This is a genomic window from Psychroserpens sp. (assembly GCF_045105015.1).
In the GTDB taxonomy this organism is placed as follows: domain Bacteria; phylum Bacteroidota; class Bacteroidia; order Flavobacteriales; family Flavobacteriaceae; genus Psychroserpens.
Genome location: NZ_JBGCCX010000163.1, coordinates 1 through 22,412 on the forward strand (window position 1 = coordinate 1; position 22,412 = coordinate 22,412).

At 32.5% G+C, this 22,412-nt stretch carries 19 protein-coding genes and 1 tRNA gene; 11 read left to right on the forward strand and 9 right to left on the reverse strand.

Features of this window, described 5'->3' with window-relative positions; genetic code table 11:
- Positions 1-623 (forward strand): 50S ribosomal protein L11 methyltransferase (prmA, locus tag AB8B90_RS12580; RefSeq protein WP_405337406.1); only part of this gene is annotated, 623 nt, incomplete at its 5' end.
- Between the two features lie 40 nt (positions 624-663).
- Positions 664-951 (forward strand): ATP-dependent Clp protease adaptor ClpS, encoded by a 288-nt coding sequence (locus AB8B90_RS12585; RefSeq protein ID WP_405337408.1) that lies wholly within the window; start codon positions 664-666, stop codon positions 949-951.
- Here AB8B90_RS12585 and AB8B90_RS12590 read toward each other — a convergent pair.
- From AB8B90_RS12590 to AB8B90_RS12610, 5 genes are all read right to left on the reverse strand, one after another.
- Entirely contained in the window at positions 948-1,217 is a 270-nt protein-coding gene (locus AB8B90_RS12590; protein WP_405337410.1) for a heavy-metal-associated domain-containing protein, read from the reverse strand. The two genes, AB8B90_RS12585 and AB8B90_RS12590, sit on opposite strands and share 4 nt — an antisense overlap.
- Positions 1,218-1,220: 3 nt before the next feature.
- The gene (locus AB8B90_RS12595) at positions 1,221-2,627 is read right to left on the reverse strand and encodes a rhodanese-like domain-containing protein (RefSeq protein WP_405337412.1); all 1,407 of its coding nucleotides are present in this window, start codon (positions 2,625-2,627) and stop codon (positions 1,221-1,223) included.
- A gap of 98 nt (positions 2,628-2,725) precedes the next feature.
- Complete coding sequence (locus AB8B90_RS12600) at positions 2,726-3,139, reverse strand: DUF6691 family protein (RefSeq protein ID WP_405337414.1); 414 nt, start codon at positions 3,137-3,139, stop codon at positions 2,726-2,728.
- Between the two features lies 1 nt (position 3,140).
- Positions 3,141-3,701: a YeeE/YedE family protein gene (locus AB8B90_RS12605; RefSeq protein WP_405337416.1), complete on the reverse strand. Its 561-nt coding sequence runs from the start codon at positions 3,699-3,701 to the stop codon at positions 3,141-3,143.
- A 145-nt stretch (positions 3,702-3,846) separates the two neighbouring features.
- A tRNA-Arg gene (locus AB8B90_RS12610) sits at positions 3,847-3,920 on the reverse strand.
- 265 nt (positions 3,921-4,185) lie between these two features.
- On the opposite strand from AB8B90_RS12610, the gene AB8B90_RS12615 reads away from it, so the two are divergent.
- Both AB8B90_RS12615 and AB8B90_RS12620 read left to right on the forward strand, forming a co-directional pair.
- Complete coding sequence (locus AB8B90_RS12615) at positions 4,186-5,307, forward strand: hypothetical protein (protein ID WP_405337418.1); 1,122 nt, start codon at positions 4,186-4,188, stop codon at positions 5,305-5,307.
- Between the two features lie 57 nt (positions 5,308-5,364).
- On the forward strand, positions 5,365-8,373 hold the full coding sequence (locus AB8B90_RS12620; RefSeq protein WP_405337420.1) for an FG-GAP-like repeat-containing protein: 3,009 nt from the start codon (positions 5,365-5,367) through the stop codon (positions 8,371-8,373).
- A gap of 148 nt (positions 8,374-8,521) precedes the next feature.
- Here AB8B90_RS12620 and AB8B90_RS12625 read toward each other — a convergent pair whose 3' ends face one another.
- Positions 8,522-8,674, reverse strand: coding sequence for an SsrA-binding protein (locus tag AB8B90_RS12625; RefSeq protein ID WP_405337422.1), 153 nt, complete (start codon positions 8,672-8,674; stop codon positions 8,522-8,524).
- Between the two features lie 645 nt (positions 8,675-9,319).
- On the opposite strand from AB8B90_RS12625, the gene AB8B90_RS12630 reads away from it, so the two are divergent.
- The gene (locus AB8B90_RS12630) at positions 9,320-11,335 is read left to right on the forward strand and encodes an endonuclease (protein WP_405337424.1); all 2,016 of its coding nucleotides are present in this window, start codon (positions 9,320-9,322) and stop codon (positions 11,333-11,335) included.
- A 41-nt stretch (positions 11,336-11,376) separates the two neighbouring features.
- Here the strand turns inward: AB8B90_RS12630 and AB8B90_RS12635 are convergent, their stop codons facing one another.
- On the reverse strand, positions 11,377-13,761 hold the full coding sequence (locus AB8B90_RS12635) for a M56 family metallopeptidase (protein ID WP_405337426.1): 2,385 nt from the start codon (positions 13,759-13,761) through the stop codon (positions 11,377-11,379).
- 2 nt (positions 13,762-13,763) lie between these two features.
- On the reverse strand, positions 13,764-14,123 hold the full coding sequence (locus AB8B90_RS12640; RefSeq protein WP_405337428.1) for a BlaI/MecI/CopY family transcriptional regulator: 360 nt from the start codon (positions 14,121-14,123) through the stop codon (positions 13,764-13,766).
- A gap of 151 nt (positions 14,124-14,274) precedes the next feature.
- Between AB8B90_RS12640 and AB8B90_RS12645 the strand changes: the two genes are divergently transcribed.
- Positions 14,275-15,216 carry a calcium/sodium antiporter gene (locus tag AB8B90_RS12645; RefSeq protein WP_405337430.1) on the forward strand — a complete coding sequence of 314 codons (942 nt, stop codon included), beginning with the start codon at positions 14,275-14,277 and terminating at the stop codon, positions 15,214-15,216.
- Positions 15,217-15,277: 61 nt separating this feature from the next.
- Here the strand turns inward: AB8B90_RS12645 and AB8B90_RS12650 are convergent, their stop codons facing one another.
- On the reverse strand, positions 15,278-16,291 hold the full coding sequence (locus AB8B90_RS12650; protein ID WP_405337432.1) for a glutamine synthetase beta-grasp domain-containing protein: 1,014 nt from the start codon (positions 16,289-16,291) through the stop codon (positions 15,278-15,280).
- Between the two features lie 185 nt (positions 16,292-16,476).
- Between AB8B90_RS12650 and AB8B90_RS12655 the strand changes: the two genes are divergently transcribed.
- From AB8B90_RS12655 to AB8B90_RS12675, 5 genes are all read left to right on the forward strand, one after another.
- Positions 16,477-18,663: a glutamine synthetase III gene (locus AB8B90_RS12655; RefSeq protein ID WP_405337434.1), complete on the forward strand. Its 2,187-nt coding sequence runs from the start codon at positions 16,477-16,479 to the stop codon at positions 18,661-18,663.
- A gap of 250 nt (positions 18,664-18,913) precedes the next feature.
- Complete coding sequence (locus AB8B90_RS12660; RefSeq protein ID WP_405337436.1) at positions 18,914-19,594, forward strand: hypothetical protein; 681 nt, start codon at positions 18,914-18,916, stop codon at positions 19,592-19,594.
- A gap of 235 nt (positions 19,595-19,829) precedes the next feature.
- Positions 19,830-19,970 carry a hypothetical protein gene (locus AB8B90_RS12665; RefSeq protein WP_405337438.1) on the forward strand — a complete coding sequence of 47 codons (141 nt, stop codon included), beginning with the start codon at positions 19,830-19,832 and terminating at the stop codon, positions 19,968-19,970.
- A gap of 221 nt (positions 19,971-20,191) precedes the next feature.
- Entirely contained in the window at positions 20,192-20,893 is a 702-nt protein-coding gene (locus AB8B90_RS12670; protein WP_405337440.1) for an outer membrane beta-barrel protein, read from the forward strand.
- 37 nt (positions 20,894-20,930) lie between these two features.
- Entirely contained in the window at positions 20,931-22,109 is a 1,179-nt protein-coding gene (locus tag AB8B90_RS12675; protein WP_405337442.1) for an AIR synthase related protein, read from the forward strand.
- The last annotated feature ends 303 nt before the right edge of the window (positions 22,110-22,412 follow it).

The following is a 22,412-nucleotide window of genomic DNA, read 5'->3' on the forward strand; positions in this document are numbered from 1 at the left end:
GTTCCGAAGAGATTGAACAAACCAACTGGAATTCAGAATGGGAAAAGAATTTTAATCCTATTATTGTTGATAATTTAGTTAGTGTTCGTGCTCCTTTTCATGAAAAACCAAACACTAAATTTGATATCATTATCGAACCCAAAATGAGTTTTGGTACAGGTCATCATGAAACAACCCATATGATGATTCAACACATATTAAAAAATGAATTTAAAAATAAGTCAGTTTTAGATATGGGTTGCGGAACAGGAGTATTAGCTATTCTTGCTGAAATGAAAGGGGCAAAACCAATTGATGCGATTGATTATGATAACTGGTGTTATCTAAATAGTTTGGAAAATGTAGAGCGAAATAATGCTAAACATATTACTGTTTTAGAAGGTGACGCTAGTGTGCTTCCAGGACGTACTTATGATGTTGTAATTGCAAACATCAACAGAAACATTCTGCTTAAAGATATGAAAACGTATATTGATACTCTATCAGAAAAGGGTGTTCTATTTTTGAGTGGATTTTACAATGATGATATTTCAATTATTGAAAATGAGTGTAATAAATTTGGATTAAATCACGTTGAAACTTTAGAAAGAAATAACTGGGTTGCTTTAAAATTTGAAAAATAATCTTTAAATTTATCTAGCTAACTTATTTAAGTTCGTTGCTATGCACCAAATATATAATACCAAAGAAAAAACAAAAGAAGACGTTCAAGTCGATACGCTTGAGCAACCTCTTAACGAAATTTTATTGTACAATGATGATGTCAATACATTCGACCATGTCATTGATACTCTTATTTATGCTTGTGATCATACTCCCGAACAGGCTGAACAATGCTCCATTATTGTACACTACAAAGGAAGGTGTACAGTAAAAACAGGTGAATATAAAGAGTTGGAACCTCGTTGTTCAATGCTTTTAGAAGCTGGTTTAAGTGCAGAAATAATTTAACTATTCATTCTGCCAATTGCACAACTCACAAATGACTTTGCTTTTTTTGTTAAAGTATTTGAAGCGCCTTCAGCTGGATATCCAAGAGAAGATAACAGTGATTTCACGTCTTCTAGTTCTTGACCAATAGTATAATTAAAACTAACTGAATGCGCATCATTATTCACAAACACATTAGAAATTCCTTTCAGCTCTTCTAAGCGAGTTATGATAGTATTTGCACAGCCACCACATTTTAAGTTTTGAATTTTCAATGTACTTTCCATAGTTTATAAAGTTGATGGGCAAACAAACTCTGTAGTTGGTAAGTCGGTCTTTTTAATAGCTCCAAAACCACCAGCAATGTCGACTAAATTATGAAAACCTCTTGCTTTTAATATTGAAGCAGCAATAACACTTCTGTAGCCTCCTGCACAATGTATGTGATAGGTTTTATCTTTGGATACTTCATTCATTTTAGAATTGATGAAATCTAAAGCTAAGTGTTGCGCATTTTCTATATGCATACTTTTATATTCACCATCCTTTCTGACATCTAAAATATTCACATTCCCTTCTTTTACACGTTTAGCAAATGTTTCTGCAGAAATAGATTCTAAGGTGTCAATATCTTTTCCTGAAGCAATCCAAGCGTCTAGACCACCTTCTAAATAACCTAAAGTATTATCGTAACCTACACGAGATAAACGTGTAACAGCTTCTTTGGCTTTTCCTTCTGGAACAATCAATAAAATAGGTTGTTTTAAATCTGTGATTAATGCACCAACCCAAGGAGCAAATTGTCCATTCAAACCAATGAAAATCGAATTAGGAATGTGCGCTTTGATGTATTCACTTTGTGGTCTGACATCTAAAACTAAAGCTTCTTCATGGTTAGCCATAGCTTCAAAATCTTCTGGATTTAGTGGTGAGTTTCCAGATTTTAAAACGGTTTCAAAACTATCATATCCTGTTTTATTCATCATAGCATTTTTCGCAAAATATTGTGGAGGAGGAGCGATGCCATCCAAAACTTCTTCAACAAATTCAGCTTTGGTCATGTCTGCTCTCAGTGCATAATTAGTGTGCTTTTGATCTCCAATTGAGCCAACAGTTTCTTTGCTTAAATTCTTTCCACAAGCAGAACCAGCACCATGAGCTGGATATACAATGACATCATCAGCAAGTGTCATAATTTTATTGCGAAGAGAATCGAATAACATACCAGCTAAGTCTTCTTTAGTTAAATCTGTTTTAATCGCTAAATCTGGTCTCCCAACATCTCCTAAAAATAATGTATCGCCAGAAAATATAGCATGATTTTTACCATTTTCGTCAATTAATAAATACGTAGTTGATTCTAGTGTGTGCCCAGGTGTATGTAATGCTTTAATTGTAATATTACCTAGCTTAAATAGTTCGTTGTCACTTGCCGAGTGAATATCATATGTGGTTTCTGCTCCTGGACCAAAAACAATTTTTGCTCCAGTTTTTTTAGCTAAATCTACATGACCAGAAACAAAATCTGCATGAAAATGAGTTTCAAAAATGTATTTTATTTTTGAATTATTAGCGTTTGCTTTATCTATGTATTGTTGGGTTTCTCTAAGCGGATCAATAATTGCGACTTCGCCTTTAGATTCTATATAATAAGCACCTTGTGCTAAGCAACCTGTATAAATTTGTTCGATTTTCATAAGAATTTATTTAAATTTTTAGTCTTTAAGGGAACGGGCTTTAGGATTACAAAGATAAGAAGTATTCCGTTCTTAAGTCTGACATATGTCAGGTTTTGCTAATGTGGAAGTTTATCTTTAATACTACCATAAACGTAGGTGCCTACTAAAGCAGCAGCAATAACTATAAGTACTGTGAAAGCTCCTGTTCCTACTAGTATATACATCGGTCCTGGACAAGCTCCAGACAATGCCCAACCTAATCCGAAAAGAGTGCCGCCAATGATGTATCTGTAAAGGCCTTTGTCTTTTTTTGGAACGCTAATCTGTGCGCCTTCAAGATTGTTGAATTTTAGTTGTTTTGCAATAAGAAGCAAAATAATTCCGGTACCAACTGCGGTTCCAATAATACCATACATATGAAATGATTCAAATTTGAACATTTCATAGATGCGATACCAAGATACTGCTTCAGATTTGACTAAAATAATTCCGAAGATAATGCCGACCAATAAAAATTTCAATGTTTTCATACTAACCAAAAATTAAAGGAAATAATAAATGAATCATAATAAGTCCACCAATAAAAAAGCCAATCACAGCTATCAATGAAGGTAATTGCAAACTACTTAAACCTGTAATGGCGTGTCCAGAAGTACAGCCTCCTGCATATCTAGTACCAAAACCGACAAGAAAACCACCAATTGTAAGAATCAAAATACCTTTGAGACTTAGTACAGCATCCCAACTATAAAGTTCGGAAGGGAGTAAAGATTGTCCAGCATTTTCAAAACCAAATTGACTAAGCTCTTCAATAGTTTTAGGATTCAAATCGATATTGGTAGGAACCGATAAAAACTGGTGTGCAATAAAACCACCAATAACAGCTCCAAGAACTACAACCAGATTCCAACGTTGTGCTTTCCAATTAAAATCAAAAAACTTTACTTTTTTTCCTGCACCTCCTATTGAGCAAAGTGTTCTTAGGTTAGAAGACATGCCAAATGTTTTTCCAAAATAGAGTAAGAAAAACATAATAAAAGCAATTAGTGGACCGGAAACATACCAAGGCCAAGGTTGTAATAGGTGTTCCATAAGATTTTAATTTGTGCAAATATATATAGAGCTTTTGATATGAATTGTGATTTATGTTACAAATAGTTTTTTATGAGTACATAATAGACTTGGAAGAAAAAAATGACGCATAAAAAAAGCAAGCTTTATAGCTTGCTTTTTTTAGTGACCTCGACAGGATTCAAACCTGTAACCTCTTGAGCCGTAATCAAGTGCGCTATTCAGTTGCGCCACGAGGCCTTTTTTTGTGGGTGCAAATATATTCCTTTTTGAAGTAATCACAAAACAATAGTCTTCAAAATATAATTATGATGTGTTATCTAATAATTAAGAATGTCTTTTTTTATAACAGGCTTTGTTAAGAAATAGTTTTTTTTTGTACTTTGAGGAAAAGTTTTTTTCTTTCTAAAAAATTAAGCAATTAATAAGGTAGGGAAAAAGTAATTTTAATTGTTATATATTATAACTAACAAACTAATAATTAATTTAACAACCAATATTTTTCTTGTTCCCTCGCAAAAACCAACGAAGATTAAATAAACTACGATTAGTTATTAGTACAATTGTGCTTTTTACGGTCTTATTTTCATGTGCTGATGATGGTGATGATTCACAAGAAGACGATTATGTGCCAATTCCTGATTCTTCTGTAGTTTTAGATATAGATGCTTTTCCTTTCAGTACACTTTCAGAATATAATTTTTTTGAAGGCGAGATGAAAGCACAAGAGCCTGTGTCAGGCGTCATACCTTACGAACCAATTTCTACATTGTTTACAGACTACGCAAAAAAGAAACGTTTTGTTTGGATGCCTAGTGATGTTCAGGCTACTTATACAGCGGATAATACTTTTTTAAATTTTCCAGTTGGAACAATTCTTATTAAGACATTCTATTACAATACTGTTCAGCCAGATAATACGACTCGCATTATTGAAACACGTTTAATGTTAAGGAAATCTGATAATTGGTATTTTGCGGATTACATCTGGAATGATGATCAAACGGAGGCTACTTTTAGTCTTGAAGGGTCGTTTACTAATATAGATTTCCTAGAAAATGGTGTTGCTAAAACTGCTGAATACAGAATCCCATCTGAAGTTGAATGTGCAACATGTCATAAAAGTCAAAACAATTTTATACCCATTGGCTTAAAACCTCAAAACTTAAATAATTTGTATGTGTATGCTGATGGTATTCAAAATCAATTAGAAAGATTAATATCAGAAGGGTATTTAGAAGATAATTTACCTACTACAATAAATACTGTCGTAAATTGGAAAGATGAAACACAACCAATCGACTTAAGAGTACGTTCATATATTGATGTTAATTGTGCTCATTGTCATACAGAATTAGCATATTGTGATTACAGACCAATGCGTTTTGCTTTTGGTGAAACAGCAGACGAAGTCAATTTAGGTGTTTGTGTTGATCCAGATTCAGCAATTTCCGGAATGACAAAAATTGTAGAACCATCATTAAAAGAACGTTCAGTAATGTATTTTAGATTAAATACTGCAGCTGAAGAAATAAGAATGCCTCTATTAGGTAGAAGCATTATCCACGAGGAAGCCGTTGTGCTTATCGGTGAATGGATTGAAGGATTAACAACTGAATGCGAATAATAATAACCAACATTATGATACGAATTCTTTCGAAATCATAATTTAATAAATTAGTTTATGAAAAAAATTACACTATTATTAGCCTTATTTGTAACCTGCTTTTTTGCAAGTGCACAAACGACTGTAGATTGTGCGGTAGGTCCGACAAATACGACATATTGTTACACTAATGATGACGAAACAAGTTTCGTTTTTACAAGTTCCGATGGGTCAGATTTACGAGTAGCTTTTAATGCTGGACAAGTTGAAAATAACTGGGACAGATTAATTGTATTAAATACGGATGGATCTGAGATATACAATGGTTATGGAAATGATGGAGATCTAACTGGTCTTGCATTTCAATCAAATGGAGATACGATTACAATTTCTGTAGATTCTGACACTGTGATCAGCTGTGACAATAATAATTATGTTCAATGGGATTTTGATGTAACTTGTGCAACCTGTTCAAATCCAGTCGCAACTTATGCGGTAGTGAATGATTGTGATGTTAGTGGTGGGTTTTTCGTAGATGTTAATGTTTCAGATATTGGGTCTGCAACTTCCCTAACAGTTTCAGATAATCAATCTAGTCCAACACAATCCTTAACTGCAGCTGGAAATCTTCAGTTTGGCCCCTTTACAAACGCTACTGATGTAGTCATCAATATCCAAAATGACCAAGATTTAAATTGCTCAGTAAATAGTGGTTCTGTAATGCAAAGTAATTGTCCGCCAGATGGACCTGTTGGTGTGAATTGCGGTTCTGATTCTTCAACATTTATATTTACAGAAGAGTTTGACTCTGCTAATGGTTGGACAGGAAATTTAAACAATGGAGATGGTACTTGGGAAATCCCTAACGATTCTGGGTCTGCTCAAACTGGTCCAGAAAATGCATTTAGTGGTTCTAATTTTATGAATTATGAAGCGTCTGGAGATACTGCCGCAACTGCTTCAGCTGTTAGTCCAGCAATAGATTTGTCAACAGCTACAGATGGTGCTGAATTGTCATTTTATATGCATGCTTATGGAGATGATATGGGAACTCTTAACGTGAACGTTGGAGCCTCTGCAAGTGGACCATTTACAACATTGTTTTCGCATACTGGAGAATTACAAACAAGTGAAAATGAAGGATGGGTTCCTGTAGGTGTCAATTTAGATGCGTATTTGGGACAAATAATATATATCGAATTTAGTCATACAGGAACAGGAGTTGGTTTTGCAGGAGATATGTCTATTGATTATGTACGTGTAGAAACTTGTGGGACTTTTTGTATTGCACCTTCAAGTATTGTAGCATCAGCCATAACACAAACGTCAACAACTGTCTCTTGGACTCCAAACAGTGGAGAAAACACTTGGGAATATATTGTGCAATTGGCAGGAACAGGAACTCCTACAGGATCTGGAACAACTGTAAATATGCCAAGTGCTAATATAACTACTTTGGAAGCAGGAAGAATCTATGAAGTGTATGTTCGCGCAATTTGTGGAATGGATTCTAGTCTTTGGGGTGGACCTCATACATTCGCGACATTAGCGCCACCTGCACCTGTAACATTTACAACATCAGGAGTTGGAGTTATTGGTACGCAAAGAGCAGCAGTAGATATGAATGGTGACTTCTTAGATGATGTTGTTTCTATTGGTAATACCAATGTTAATATATTTTATCAGCAACCTGGTGGTGGTTTAAGTCCTACAGGAACTAACATAGCAACATCTAATGCAGCAAATTCACCTTCTTGGAGTTTGGCAGCAGCCGATTTTGATAGGAATGGTTTTACAGATTTATTATATGGTGGCGGAAGCGGTGTTACCTTTATGAAAGCTAATGCAACAGGAACAGGATTTACCCAAGCCTCAGGTCCAGAATATGTGTTTTCCCAACGTTCAAACTTTGCTGACATTAATAATGATGGACATTTGGATGCTTTTGTGTGTCATGATGTTGATGCTAATGTGTACTATATAAATGATGGTAATGGAAATTTATCATATGGTCAAGGTGATCTAGGGCTTGTTAGAGGAAACTACGGTTCTGTTTGGATCGATTATGATAACGATCGTGATATTGATATGTTTATTGCAAAATGTGGTGGAGGACCAATCAATCAATTGTTTACTAATAATGGTGACGGGACTTATACAGATACCGCTCCTGCACAAGGACTAGATGATGGTATGCAAACTTGGTCTTCGGCTTGGGGAGATTATGATAATGATGGTGACATGGATGCCTATATTGGCGCTAGTTCTGGTACATCTAAATTATTAAGAAACGATGGGAATGGTGTTTTTGTTGAAGTTACTGGTACATCAGGAGTTTTAGATTTAACATCAACTGGAATTGAAAACTGTACTTATGATTTTGATAATGATGGGAATTTAGATATTGCATCTCATGGAAATATTTTGTTTGGAAATGGAGACATGACATTCACACTCTACGATAATATTTTAGCAGGGAACAATGGTTCTTTTGGAGATTTGAATGATGATGGATTTATTGATGTTATTTCTGGAGGAACACTATACACAAATGATACAACAACAAATAATTGGGTTAAAATTACTACCACTGGTGTTCAAAGTAATATAAATGGAATTGGAGCAAGAGTAGAAGTACATACTGCCTCAGGTATTCAAATTCGTGACGTACGAAGTGGAGAAGGGTTTCGTTTTATGAGTACGCTAAATGCGCATTTTGGAATTGGAACTGATACTGCCATTACTAATATTATTATTTATTGGCCATCAGGAATTGTAGATAATGTTTTAAATCCTGGAATCAACACACATCATGAAATTATTGAAGGACAAACATTAAGTATAGAAGATGAAACTCTAGAAAACATTCTTATTCATCCTAATCCAGTTGGAAAAGTAATTAATATTGAAAGTCCTGTTAGCTTAGTTGGAAAAATTGCAACGATTTTCAGTATTGATGGTAAGCGTATGATGAATCTAAAGTTAGAATCACATTCAATTGACGTTTCAAACTTAAGTCAAGGTAGTTACTTCTTACGTTTAGAATCTGATGGAAAAGTGTTCACACAACAATTTATCAAACGATAAAAGAATAATTTTTTTTAATAATTTAAACTTCAATACTTTCAGAGTATTGGAGTTTTTTTATGTTATACAAATGATTGTTGATCGTTTAACACAAATGAAATTATTTAATTACTGTGACTAAAAAAGAAGAACATCAGGTTGTTTTGTGCTATTCTAAGGCATTTTTGGTGACATAAACTCTCCAGCCAATAATTATTAATTGTAGTTTACTAGCTTTGCTTAAATCAAGCTTACGTTTCGTATAGCTAGGTAAGACTGCTTTGTTGATTTTAGCCAGTGTTCTAAAAACCTTTTTCTTCATCAGGATTTTATATTTTGATTCTTAAAAATACAGCTTTTGAAATTTGCTACCAAATGGGTATTAAAAGAGAAAATGTAAAACTTATTCTAGACTAAGTTTTACATTATTGGTTGATTGATTCTTGATTGATTGCAATTAATCTTTTTATTATTAAATAGAAAAGATTAAGTCGATTATCAGTTTCGCTAATGTCATCATAATGTTTTGATTTTTTAAGGTTAATTATTTGATTATTTTTTCGTTTGAGTTTTCAATATATAACCTTGGAAATCCGATCACCAAATGTTTTTAGCTAAATTCATGAAATTGAATATAATACCATAACTAAAAAGACGAAATAAGTTTCAATATTTATGTGACTGTCTTGATAAAAGTTTTTATTTATAACTATAATATTTTTATTTGTTATAAATTGTAATAGTTTAAGGGGGTTTTTGAGAGGTTTTTTTTAAACCAAGGGAGGTTTTGTTATAATAATTACAGTTTTTTGCATTTTCATCTTCGTGAATTCTTCAAAATTTGAAATCTACTCTTTTTAAAAAGGGGTGAATTTTGTCGTTTTTATGTTAAAATTAGTTATTTAATAATCTTGAAAATCGATTATACTTAATTAGGTGTTACATTTGCGTAAAATAGACTCTTAAAATGAAATCTTCTTTACTTCTTGTTTTCTTTGCATTAATTGCAAATTCATTATTTTCTCAGGTTGTCATTAATGAACTTGATTGTGATACGCCTGGAACCGACAATATGGAATTTGTAGAATTACTTTCTGAAACTCCTAACTTTTCTCTTGATGGTTATGTGCTTGTGTTTTTTAATGGATCTACTTCTGGTATGAATTCTAGCTATTTCACTATTGATCTAGATGGATTTGTTACAGATGTTAATGGAATTCTATTGATTGGTAGTAATTCGGTGTCTCCAGTACCTCAATTATTGATTTCTGAAAATGTAATCCAAAACGGAGCAGATGCTGTTGCCATTTATCAAGCTAATGATTTTGATTTCCCAGAAGAAACTGTTGCAACTATAGATAATCTTATCGATGTGCTAATTTATGATACTTCAGATAGTGATGATTTAGATTTAATCGATATTTTTAATGACCACCCTAATTTTCTAGATATAGAACAAATTAATGAGGGTTCTAGTAACAATACTAATTCTATTCAGCGTTTCGAAGATATGTCAGGAAGTGTTTCTTATATGTCTACAACTCCTACACCAAGACAGTTGAACGATGGAAGTGGAGTCATTTTCAATGGTATTACAATTAGTGTTGCGCAATCTCAGTATAATGAAAATGAAAGTTTTGATATTACATTCACTGCAGAAGAAACCTTAACAGAAGATTTAAATTTTAATATTCTGCTAAATAATTTCGGATTTAATACTTCAGATTATACAGGAAATACTTCAATTACAATTCCTAATGGACAGAATATGGCTTCAACAACAATTTCACTTGTTGATGATGCTGATGATGAAGGTGATGAGGTTACTAGAATTCGTTTTGAAAGCTTGCCAGTGGCATACGTTCAGCTAAATGATAATATTGAGATTAGAATTATCGATAATGACTTTACAACTGCTAATTTTGGTACACCTTTAAATCCGACTTTTGGAGACGTAAGTAGTACACAACCTAATGGTTATTATGATAGTTTAGATGGTTTAGCAGATACTCAACTTCGACAAGCCTTACAAGATATTATTGCTGAAGAAGGTGTTGTGAGAGCACAAACTTATGCTGATGTTATTGATATTCTGAAAGAAGCAGATCAAAATCCCGAAAATAGTAATCAAGTTTGGTTAGCGTATACAGAGCAAGCGCGTCCTAAATTAGATTTTCAAACTACTTCAAATAATTTTGAAAAGTGGAATAGAGAACATACATATCCGCGTTCACGTGGTGGTTTTTTCGATATTGATGAAGATGATATTGCAGACGGAAGAGATATCTTTTGGAATACAACAGCAGATTCACTTCGCCATGGTAATTCTGATGCACATGCGCTAAGAGCTGTTGATGGACCAGAAAATAGTACTCGAAATAATAAACATTATGGTGATCCAAATTTGGGTGGTTATGATGGTTCAGATGCTTCGTCTGGAGATCCATTGAGAATAGGAGAAAGTTTTCGTGGTGATGTGGCAAGAAGTGTATTATATATGGAAATACGATTTAACGGACTTCAAGTTGTAAATGGATATCCAATGACTAATAATGAACCTTTAGGAGATTTAGCTACGTTGCTAGATTGGCACCGAAATGACCCTCCAGATGACTATGAAATGAACCGAAATAATGTCGTTTATACATGGCAATTTAATCGTAACCCATTTATAGATCAGCCAGATTTGGTCGAGTATATTTGGGGTACAGAAATTGGAGAAACTTGGATGCAGCCTTTAAGTGTGTCTCAGTTTGATGCTGAATCGATAAAGGTGTTTCCTAATCCTACTTCAAATAGAATGTTTATTAAAGGTCTTAAAAGTGAAACTAAAATAGAAGTGTTTTCTATTGATGGTCGAATGCTGAAATATTTTAGTTTACAAAATGATTCTTACGTAGATCTAGAATTATCTAGTGGCATTTACTTGTTAAAACTATATTCAAGTAATCAAGAGCTGATTAAAAAGATAATTATCAATTAAATAAAAAATCCCAAATTTAAATTTGGGGTTTTTTATAAGTTTTAGTTTCCAATAGCTCTAACAAAAAGCTTGTCGTCTCTAGATTTACCCATTACGATATCAGGAATCGCTTCGCTTTTTTCTTTCCAGCTCGCACTAGATTTTCGTCCGTTGTTATCATCTAAAGTAATTTTAATGCAAGTAATTTCTCCCGCTTTATTACGCTTACCTTTTGATCTTTTACCATCAATCCCTTGTGCTTTAAGGTCTTTTTTCTGTTTGTCTAAAAACGCATCTGATGAGCTTTTAGTGATAACAAATTCAATGGCATTAATATCACCATCATCATCTATTACATAAACTGAAGATACTGCACTTTCAATTTTCCATGGTCCTTTTTGTTCACTTTCATATATAATGACATCAGAATCAATTAAGGTTTCTGTATTGTAGTTTTTGTTGTTTTTGCTAGTTACAATCACAACACCATTTTTTCCTTTCTGTCCATATTTTTCAATAGCCTCTTTTTTATCCAAAACTGTTAAACTTGATACAGTTTCTTTTGAATATATTTTTTCTAAATCCGATTTAGAAATTTCTTTACCATCCATTATGTATAAATAGTTGCCTTTCTTAAGGAGTTCACTTTTTACAGAATTATTCTTTTTTGTTCTAATTATAATGACTCCATTTTCACCTTCTTTGCCATAACGTTTTGTGACACTCTTGTCTTTTAAAACATCAACGCTTAGGATATCATCAGGATTAATATCTTTCATGTCATTTTGACCTACAATTTTTCCGTTTAAAATAACCAGTGGATCGTCACCATCTGTTTTGATTGTAAAATTATTAGAGGATTTAATAATAACATGATCTTCAGAAGATGAGTTTTTTGATCCTTTTTTGGTCATAACGATGACACCGTTTTTACCATCTTCACCATATTTTTTTGTAGCATTATTATCTTTCAATATAAATACAGATTCGATATCGTCAGAGTCTACGTTTTCAAATATAGATTTCTTAACTTTTTTGCCGTCAATTATAAATATGGGCTCTTCATTATCATCGTCATCACTTGAAAATGTAAATCTATTATTATTTTTTGTAGTGTAAATCGTGTCTTTGCTTTTCCAAACTTTCACATTTGTTCCAGAACCGTTATTGCTATCATTTTCTTCAATGATGATTATTTTATCTGCACTATTTGTAGATTGAGCTTTTACGTTTTTGCCTTCTGAAGTGAAAACAAAAGTTTTTTTGTCTATGGTGCCAACACCAAAGCTATCATTACTACTATTAAAGCGAAATGATTTGATGCCTTCTTTACCAGAAATATTATAATTAGAAGAGTTTTCTGAATTTTTAAATTCAGTACTGATACTAATAATTTCACCATCAGAGTTTCGTTTGACACCACTGTAGTCAAATGTAATTCCTTTGCTTTTTAGCTCTTTTTCTATGTTTTGTAAATCATCATCACTTGTGTTTTTAGTAATAATAATTTCTATCACTTCAGAATCATTACCATTAAAAAGGCCTAATATATTTTTACTGGTTTCAGAAACTACTTCTTTTTCTATGAATATTTCTTTAGTGTTCACACTCATTAGTAAAACAGCTAGCATCGGAAGAATAAATAAGTAACGCCATTGTTTTCTTTTGTTTGATCTTGATTTTTTTAACATAATGATTCGTTCTTTGATTAATGAATTGTAAAAATTATTTGATAAAGGAATTTGATGATTTGTTATACTAGTTTTTAGCAATAAATGCTGATATGTTCTATCTTTATTTGAAGCTGACTGAGTTTTAAAATCTGCTATATATTCTAAATTTTGTCTTATAGCTTTTCGGTATAACCATATTAACGGATTGAACCAAAAAATCACACAGGCTAATTGAGTTATTAGGATATCAATTGAGTGTAGTTGGCTAGCATGTACTTTTTCGTGCGTAAGAATTAATTCTAATTCCTCATTTTGATAGTTTTCAGGGTTATATACAATCCACTTAAAAAATGAAAATGGTGAAATATTGTAGTTGACAGTTACATAAGTATATAGACCATCTTTATTCTTTGGGTTTTTAAGTACTAATAATGCTAATGACCCAAATTGAAAAATGAATTGAATAAAAAATAATAATAAACCAATAGTGTAAATAATGGGTAAAAGGCTACTCCATTCAAATTTAGAAACAGATGACTGCTCAACTACTTGCAACATATTTGAATTAATTTGTTCAATTTTTGGTAATACAATTGGAGTAGTTTCAATGGGTATATAGACAGGAATGACAATCAAAGGAAAAACTAATGCGATTATTATGCCTGTCAATAAAAACCCTCTGTTATGTTGAAAAAATGTTTCTTTCTTCAAAAAAAGATAAAAACATAAATAAAATAGAAGAATAACAGCTGATGATTTTAAAAGATATTCCATGATTATTTTTTGTTTTCAATTAAGGCGATAATGTCTTTTAATTCATCGACGCTAATTTTTTCTTCTTTCGCAAAAAATGAAACTACATTTTTATAAGAGTTATTGAAATAACTCTCGATGGCAGTATTCATAAAACGCTTTTTATAAATTTCTTTACTTACTACAGGAAAATATTGATGGGTTTTTCCATAGGCATGATAACTCACATAACCTTTGTCTTCTAGATTTCTAATAATGGTAGAGAGGGTATTGTAATGTGGCTTGTCTTGTTCGATTTCTGCTAAGACATCTTTTACAAAAGCTTTTTCCAACTTCCATAAGATGTGCATGATTTCTTCTTCTTTATTTGTTAGTTTTTGCACAATCAGTAATTTTAATTTTATGTGAACAAATCTATAACTATTTTTATAGTTATACAACTATTAAATTAGTTATTTAACTAAAATTTAAGTTTTCATGGATGAGTTTATTATTAATCAGATGAAGTAGTATCTTCGCAAAAAATTGGATTACATGAGTTTAGTTTGGATCATCTTAGGATTGTTGCTTTTAGTTGTAGGAGGAGAGTTTTTAGTGCGTTCCTCTGTGGCATTATCATTTAAATTAAATATTTCCAAAATGGTAATTGGAATGACGGTTGTTAGTTTTGCAACATCTGCTCCAGAACTTTTAGTGAGTTTAAATGCGGCTTTAACTGGATCACCAGCAATAGCTATTAATAATGTTATCGGTTCAAACATAGCTAATATTGGTTTGGTTTTAGGAATAACTGCTTTGGTGAGTTCTATTGCTGTAGATAAGAGTTTTTACAAACTGAATTGGCCAGCGATGATGTTGTTTTCAATAGTGTTGTATTATTTTCTGAATAACGATAATCAGCTTTCACGTATTGAAGGAGGTGTTTTATTTTCAGCTCTCATTTTGTTTTTAGTTATTCTGTTGAAAGCAGCCAAAAAAGAAAAAGTAGTAGAAGAGGTCGATGATAATCTTGCAATAGTTTCAAATTTTAAAATTAGTATTTGGTTACTAATTGGTGCAACTGCCTTGTATTTTGGATCAGTATGGTTGGTAGATGGAGCTAAAGAATTAGCAACTGCTCTTGGTGTTAGTGATGCTGTAATTGCTGCAACTGTTATTGCAATAGGTACAAGTGTTCCAGAGCTAGCAGCATCAGTGATTGCTGCAGTTAAAAAGGAGAAAGCTTTGTCACTAGGTAATTTAATAGGGTCAAATATTTTTAATATTGGTTCAGTATTGGGTTTAACATCTCTTGTAAAAACGATTGAAGTTACAGATGCTTCAATTTTAACTCGTGATATTTATTGGATGCTGGCTTTTGCAGCTGTATTGATTCCTTTAATATTTATTCCAAAACGACTTAATATTTCAAGATATAAGGGTTTGTTGTTAGTTGTGAGTTATGGGCTTTTTATCTTTTTCGCCTTTACTTCTTAAATAAAAAAAACGCCTTCTTGAATTAAAGAAGACGTTTTTAAAAGTGATATATAGTTTTAATCTAACTAATATTAGCTGATTTCACAGTCTTAATAATTCGTCCAGCAATTTTGTATGGATCTCCGTTTGAAGCCGGACGACGATCTTCCAACCATCCTTTCCATCCTTTCTCAACTGTGATAATTGGAATTCGAATTGAAGCGCCTCTATCTGAAACACCATATGAGAAATCTGAAACATGTGCAGTTTCGTGTAAACCTGTTAAACGCTCATCATTAAACTCACCATAAACATCCATATGTTCGTCGGTAACGGGTCTGAACGCTTCGCATATTTTTTCATATACTTCTTGAGAACCACAAGTTCTTAAAGTCGTGTTAGAGAAATTAGCGTGCATACCAGAGCCATTCCAGTCCCCTTTAATAGGTTTAGGATGATATTCAATATAGTAGTTATGTTTTTCAGTTAATCGATCTAGTAAATATCTAGCAATCCAAATTTCGTCTCCTGCTTTTTTTGCGCCTTTTGCAAATAATTGAAATTCCCATTGTCCAGGAGCAACTTCTTGATTAATACCTTCAAAATTTAATCCAGCTTCAATACATAAATCTGCATGTTCTTCAACAAGATCTCTTCCCCAGGTATATCGTCCTCCAACAGAACAATAGTATTTACCTTGTGGGCCAGGAAAACCACCTCTTGGAAATCCTAATGGTAAATCTGTTTTAGAATCCATTAAAAAGTACTCTTGTTCAAAACCAAACCAGAAATCATTATCCTCGTCTTCAATAGCTGCTCTAGCATTTGACTCGTGTGGAGTGCCATCTGCTTTTAAAACTTCAGCCATTATTAGAAAACCGTTTTTTCTAACAGGATCTGGATAAATGGCTACAGGTTTTAATAAACAGTCTGAGGCACCACCAGATGCTTGTTCTGTAGAAGAACCATCAAAAGACCAAATATCGCAATCCTCTAATTTGCCACTAAAATCATCTACAACTTTAGTCTTGCTTCTCATGTTTTGAGTTGGTTTGTGTCCATCTAACCAAATGTATTCTAATTTCGATTTACTCATGATAATTGATTTTTTATAAAATTGAAAGCACAAATATTATAATTTTTATTAGTTGTTCAAAAAAAATAGGGGTCTTTTTAGTTAAAATGTTATTAACAGCTGTTTAAACCCTATTTTTTTTAGGGGTTAATTATTTAAAATTTAAAAAATTGTTATTTTTGCCCTATAATTTAATATCTATTATTATGTCTACTTTAAGATTTCATGCATTAAAAGAAGTTTTTAACCATAAACCAGTTAACGTTGATGAGCATGTGAGACGCTCAGAAATTTTTGGTTCTAATGTGTTTAGTGAATCTGTCATGCGACAATATTTAACTAAGGAGGCTTATGATAGTGTTATTGATGCTGTAAAAAAAGGTGCTAAAATAGATCGAACTGTTGCAGATCATATATCAACTGGTATGAAAGAATGGGCAATTTCTAAAGGCGTGACACATTATACGCATTGGTTTCAGCCACTAACTGGAGCAACAGCTGAAAAGCATGATGCTTTTTTTGAAACCATAGGGAATGGATTGGCAATTGAAAAATTCGGTGGCGGACAACTTGTTCAGCAGGAACCAGATGCTTCAAGTTTTCCTAATGGAGGTATTAGAAACACTTTTGAAGCAAGAGGTTATACTGCTTGGGATCCAACCTCTCCAGCATTTGTCTACGGAACGACCTTATGTATTCCAACTGTTTTTGTGTCTTATACAGGAGAGGCCTTAGATTATAAAACGCCATTACTCAGAGCACTTCAATCAGTAGATAATGCTGCTGTTTCAGTGTGTAAATATTTTGATAAGAATGTCAAAAAAGTTAATGCTTCTTTAGGCTGGGAACAAGAGTATTTTTTAATAGATAGTGGTTTAGCCATGTCTAGGCCAGATATTACATTGACTGGTAGAACACTTCTAGGACATTCGCCTGCAAAAGGTCAACAGTTAGATGATCATTATTTTGGAACCATACCTAATAGAGCAATGGCTTATATGCGTGATTTAGAAACGGAATGCATGTTACTAGGAATTCCAGTAAAAACAAGACATAATGAAGTGGCTCCAAATCAGTTTGAGTTAGCTCCAATCTATGAAGAAGCAAATTTAGCTGTTGATCATAACTCACTTCTTATGGACGTGATGGACAAAGTTGCTGAACGCCACAACTTTAAAGTTTTATTTCATGAGAAACCTTTTGCAGGAGTTAATGGTTCAGGTAAACATAATAACTGGAGTTTAAGTACCGATACTGGAGTAAACTTATTAAGTCCAGGGAAAACACCAATGAGTAATCTTCAGTTTTTAACTTTTTTTATAAACACAATTAAAGCGGTTTACGACAACGAAGAGCTGCTAAGAGCAGCTATAGCATCAGCAAGTAATGACCATCGCTTGGGTGCAAATGAAGCGCCTCCTGCAATTATTTCAGTGTTCATTGGTGAACAATTAACCCATACTTTAAATGAATTAGAAAATGTGACAAATGGAAAATTATCACCTCAGGAAAAAACAGATTTAAAATTAAATGTAGTAGGTAAAATACCTGATGTTTTGTTAGATAACACAGATAGAAATCGAACATCTCCATTTGCCTTTACAGGAAATAAGTTTGAGTTTAGAGCCGTAGGTTCTACTGCAAATTGTGCCAACCCAATGACAGTTCTAAATACCATTGTTGCTAAACAATTGACCGATTTTAAAGTAGAAGTTGATGCATTGATTTCAAAAAAAGATATGAAGAAAGATGATGCTATTTTTAACATCTTAAGAGAGTATATAAAGAAGTCTAAACATATTCTTTTTGAGGGTAATGGTTATGGAGAAGCTTGGGAGAAAGAAGCAAAGAAACGTGGTTTAAGTAATAATAAAACCACACCTGAAGCATTAAAAGCCAAAGTGTCTAAAAAAGCAATCTGTCTTTTTGAAGAGATGAAAGTCATGAATAAAGTGGAAGTTGAAGCGCGCTATGAAATTGAAGTTGAAGAATATGTATTAAGAATTCAAATAGAAAGTCGTGTTTTAGGAGATATAGCTAGAAATCATGTAGTCCCTACTGCTGTTCGTTATCAAAATATATTAATAGATAATGTTAAAGGCTTAAAAGAAATTTATGGGACATCGTTTAAGAAATTAGCCAAAGAACAATTGAATCTAATTGAACAAATTTCTAATCATATTGAAGGTATTAATTCTAATGTTACAAAGATGATCGAAGAGCGTAAACAAGCCAATACTATTAATAATATTGAAAACAAAGCTAGTGTCTATTGTAATACTGTAAAGCCGCTTTTCGAAGATATCAGATATCATTGTGATAAATTAGAATTAATGGTAGACGACGAACTTTGGCCATTAACTAAATACCGAGAGTTGTTATTTACAAAGTAGTTTTGACAGAAAACAACTACTTGTCTAGTTTATTGACCACTAGTCGAATTTTTAATATATGTTCATAAACAATTTCGGTTATTTGTCCCACAATTGTGAATATGAGTACACCCCTATAATTGTAAATCTTAGCAATTAGTGTTCATAGTATAAATTTTAATTGTACTCTTAATTAATTAATCCATTTTATAAGTTATCCCTAATAACAACAAGTGTACTGCAGTTGCCGTACGCAAATTAAAATGTGATTATGAATTATAAACCTACTACATTTAAGTCTTTGACTTTCGGCTTAATTGTATTCTTTTCAATACAAAGTTTTGCTCAAGATTTAACTGCAATTGGCGAAAAGACCGATTCGCTTTCAAAATCTAGTATTCGAGCCAAAAATATTATTATGATTGGCGCTGGAAGTTCACTCTTAAATGATAAAAAGATTATTCCTGAAATAGAAAATTTCATTCAAATACAATATAAGCGATTTCTAACACCTAATTTGAATATTAATGGAAATCTAAAAAAGTTTGATATAGAAGATTATAGTTTTGAAACTGAAGGATTCCTCTCAGGCGATTTGAATCTTGAATGGTACGTGTTTCCAAATAACAAACTTACTCCATATCTATTTATAGGAGCAGGAATTTTGACATCTAACGATCTTAATGATCAAAATTATAAAGTTCAAGGAGGTTTAGGTCTAGATTACCTAATAACAAATAGTATAGCAATTACTGGGTCTATTGAAACAAACTATGTATATGATGAACAAAATGGATCTTTATTAATGCAAGGAGTAAATGAGTTGTATTTTAATGCACTCATTGGCCTGAATTTTTATATTGGATCCAAAACGTCTAAGTCTTCATCAAAGAAAATTGATGACAATAATCAAACAAGTACAATTAATTCAAATCTGATAGGAATGAATTGATTTTGATATAAAAAAGTAATTGTTAAATCAACCTGTAGAACCTTCCATTTCGAGAGTTTTACAGGTTTTTTTATGTTAAAATTTATTTTTTTTGTACGTAAACTGACCCTATTTGTAGGAAAAAAGTGGTATTTCAACGCATTATTTTTGCAACTAATCGAATAATATGTTAACACTAGATATTCACTGTCATAATTGATTATGTTTGTAGTGCTATTAATCAATTTTTGTAAAAATGAAAAAGTTACTACTTAGTGTAGCTGCTTTGATGTTTGCTACATTGCTATTCTCTCAAGATGACTCTACGGATGTCAATGAGAACCTAACACATGATGATGTCGTTAAGACAGAATTACGTTTACAAGCAGAATCGTAAACATTTTTCAGTTACAAAAGGAACAGTCTTTAGATAAATTCTTTTGACTAGAAAGACAAACGGATTATAAATCTCGTTTGTCTTTTTTTGTTTTAGGTGAAATATTATTAAATGGAACCTATTGACAATTAATTTTTTATATTACAATACAATTGTCCCATAAGTTGTGAACCTCAATTCTCTTTTGTTATTAGTTAACAAGTTTAATTAATATAAAATTGATGATAGCACGACCATTATATTCAAAAGCATTAGCCATTCTTTTAGTGATGCTAATGTCAGCAACTGTATTTGCTCAAGAAGAATCCTCACAAGAACAAAGCGAAGTTAAAGTTAAGAACACTTATAAAACTGAATTTTACGACTTACGTGGGACTAATGTCGTAGATGTGGCTCTAGGTACATCAGTAATAAACGGAGATTTCATTGACCCTATGTTTGAAATCTATAGCCATTTAGGTTACAAGCGATATTTTACTCCTCACTTTGGTGTAGATGTTGGATATCATAAATTTAATTTAGCATATATCGATATTTATAACGAAGGTTTTATGTCATTTGATATTAACCTAGAAGCAACCATTCTGCCACATAACAGGTTTTCACCATATGTGTTTGCAGGCGCAGGTTTAAATGCTTCAAATCATTTTAAAGATACGGCTAGCAAATTTCAAGGAGGTGCTGGCATTGAATATATCGCTACAGAAAAAATAGGAGTTAAATTATACGCAGATTATAACTACGTTCTTAGTGATGAACTTGACGGACTTGAAGCTGGTGATTCTGACGATACGTTTTTTAGAATAGCTTTAGGTGTCAATTTTTATTTTGGTGGATCTAAAGTCAAATCTAATAAAGTAAAAGAGCAAGCCACCGTTATCGATTCTAATCTTTTAAATGATGAATATTACGGTAAAAAATAAATAACAATCCTTACTTTTGTGGTCATAATTATAGATTATGAGCCAAGACATAAGCAAACGTTATGCACAGCGTGGTGTTTCAGCATCCAAAGAAGATGTTCACAATGCCATAAAAAATATTGATAAAGGATTATTCCCTAAAGCTTTTTGTAAAATTGTTCCTGATTATTTAACTAATGATGATGATTATTGCTTGATTATGCATGCTGATGGTGCAGGTACAAAATCCTCTTTGGCTTATATGTATTGGAAAGAAACTGGAGATATTTCAGTTTGGAAAGGTATTGCTCAAGATGCTTTAATAATGAATATTGATGATTTATTATGTGTTGGAGCGACCGATAATATCATGTTGTCTTCTACTATTGGTCGAAATAAAAACTTAATTCCTGGTGAGGTTATTTCTGCAATTATTATTGGTACTGAAGAATTAATCAAAGACCTAAAGTCGTTTGGTGTAACAATTCATTCTACTGGAGGAGAAACAGCCGATGTTGGAGATTTAGTAAGAACGATAATCGTCGATTCCACAGTCACTGCTCGTATGAAACGCAGCAATGTTATTGATAATGCTAATATTAAAGCTGGAGATGTTATTGTTGGCCTGGAGAGTTTCGGACAAGCAACTTATGAAACGGAATACAATGGAGGTATGGGAAGCAACGGATTAACGTCTGCACGTCACGATGTATTTCATAAAGATTTAGCCGAAAAATATCCTGAAAGCTTTGACGCGTCTGTTCCTGAAGATTTGGTGTACTCTGGTCAAACAAAACTGACTGATGCTATTGAAAACGCTCCAATTGATGCTGGTAAATTAGTATTATCTCCAACAAGAACTTATGCGCCAATTATAAAAGCAATTCTTTCAAAATATAAAAGCGATTCACTACACGGAATGGTACATTGTTCAGGTGGAGCACAAACCAAAATTCTTCATTTTATTGATAATTTGCACATAGTAAAGGATCATATGTTTGGAATTCCACCCTTGTTCAAGCTTATTCAAGAACAATCTAAAACCGATTGGAAAGAAATGTATCAAGTGTTTAATTGCGGACATCGAATGGAGTTATATGTGTCTCCTGAAATTGCCGAAGATATTATCGCTATTTCTAAGTCTTTTAATGTGAATGCTCAAATCATTGGTCGTGTGGAAGCTTCAGAAACAAAAAAATTGACAATTTCAAGTGAGTTTGGAACTTTTGAGTATTAGATAAACCCTTTTATTAGAAGCAGAAACGTACAAGTTATAAAGCTGTCAAATAAAAAAATCACACTAAAGAACTTTAAGTTAGATACACCTCGGATGCGATAAAAACGAAGTCGTTGTCTCATTTTTCTGTCGCCTAACATAAACCATAATAAGAAGACTAGGCACAATTTAGTACTTAGTGCTAAAATCAATTCCGGATTAATAATCGTTATAGAAAGTGTAACCAAAAACGACCAGAAAGCCATTGATTTGTAATAGTTTAGTATTGAGGTAAATTGCTTTCGCATATCACTTATAACGTAA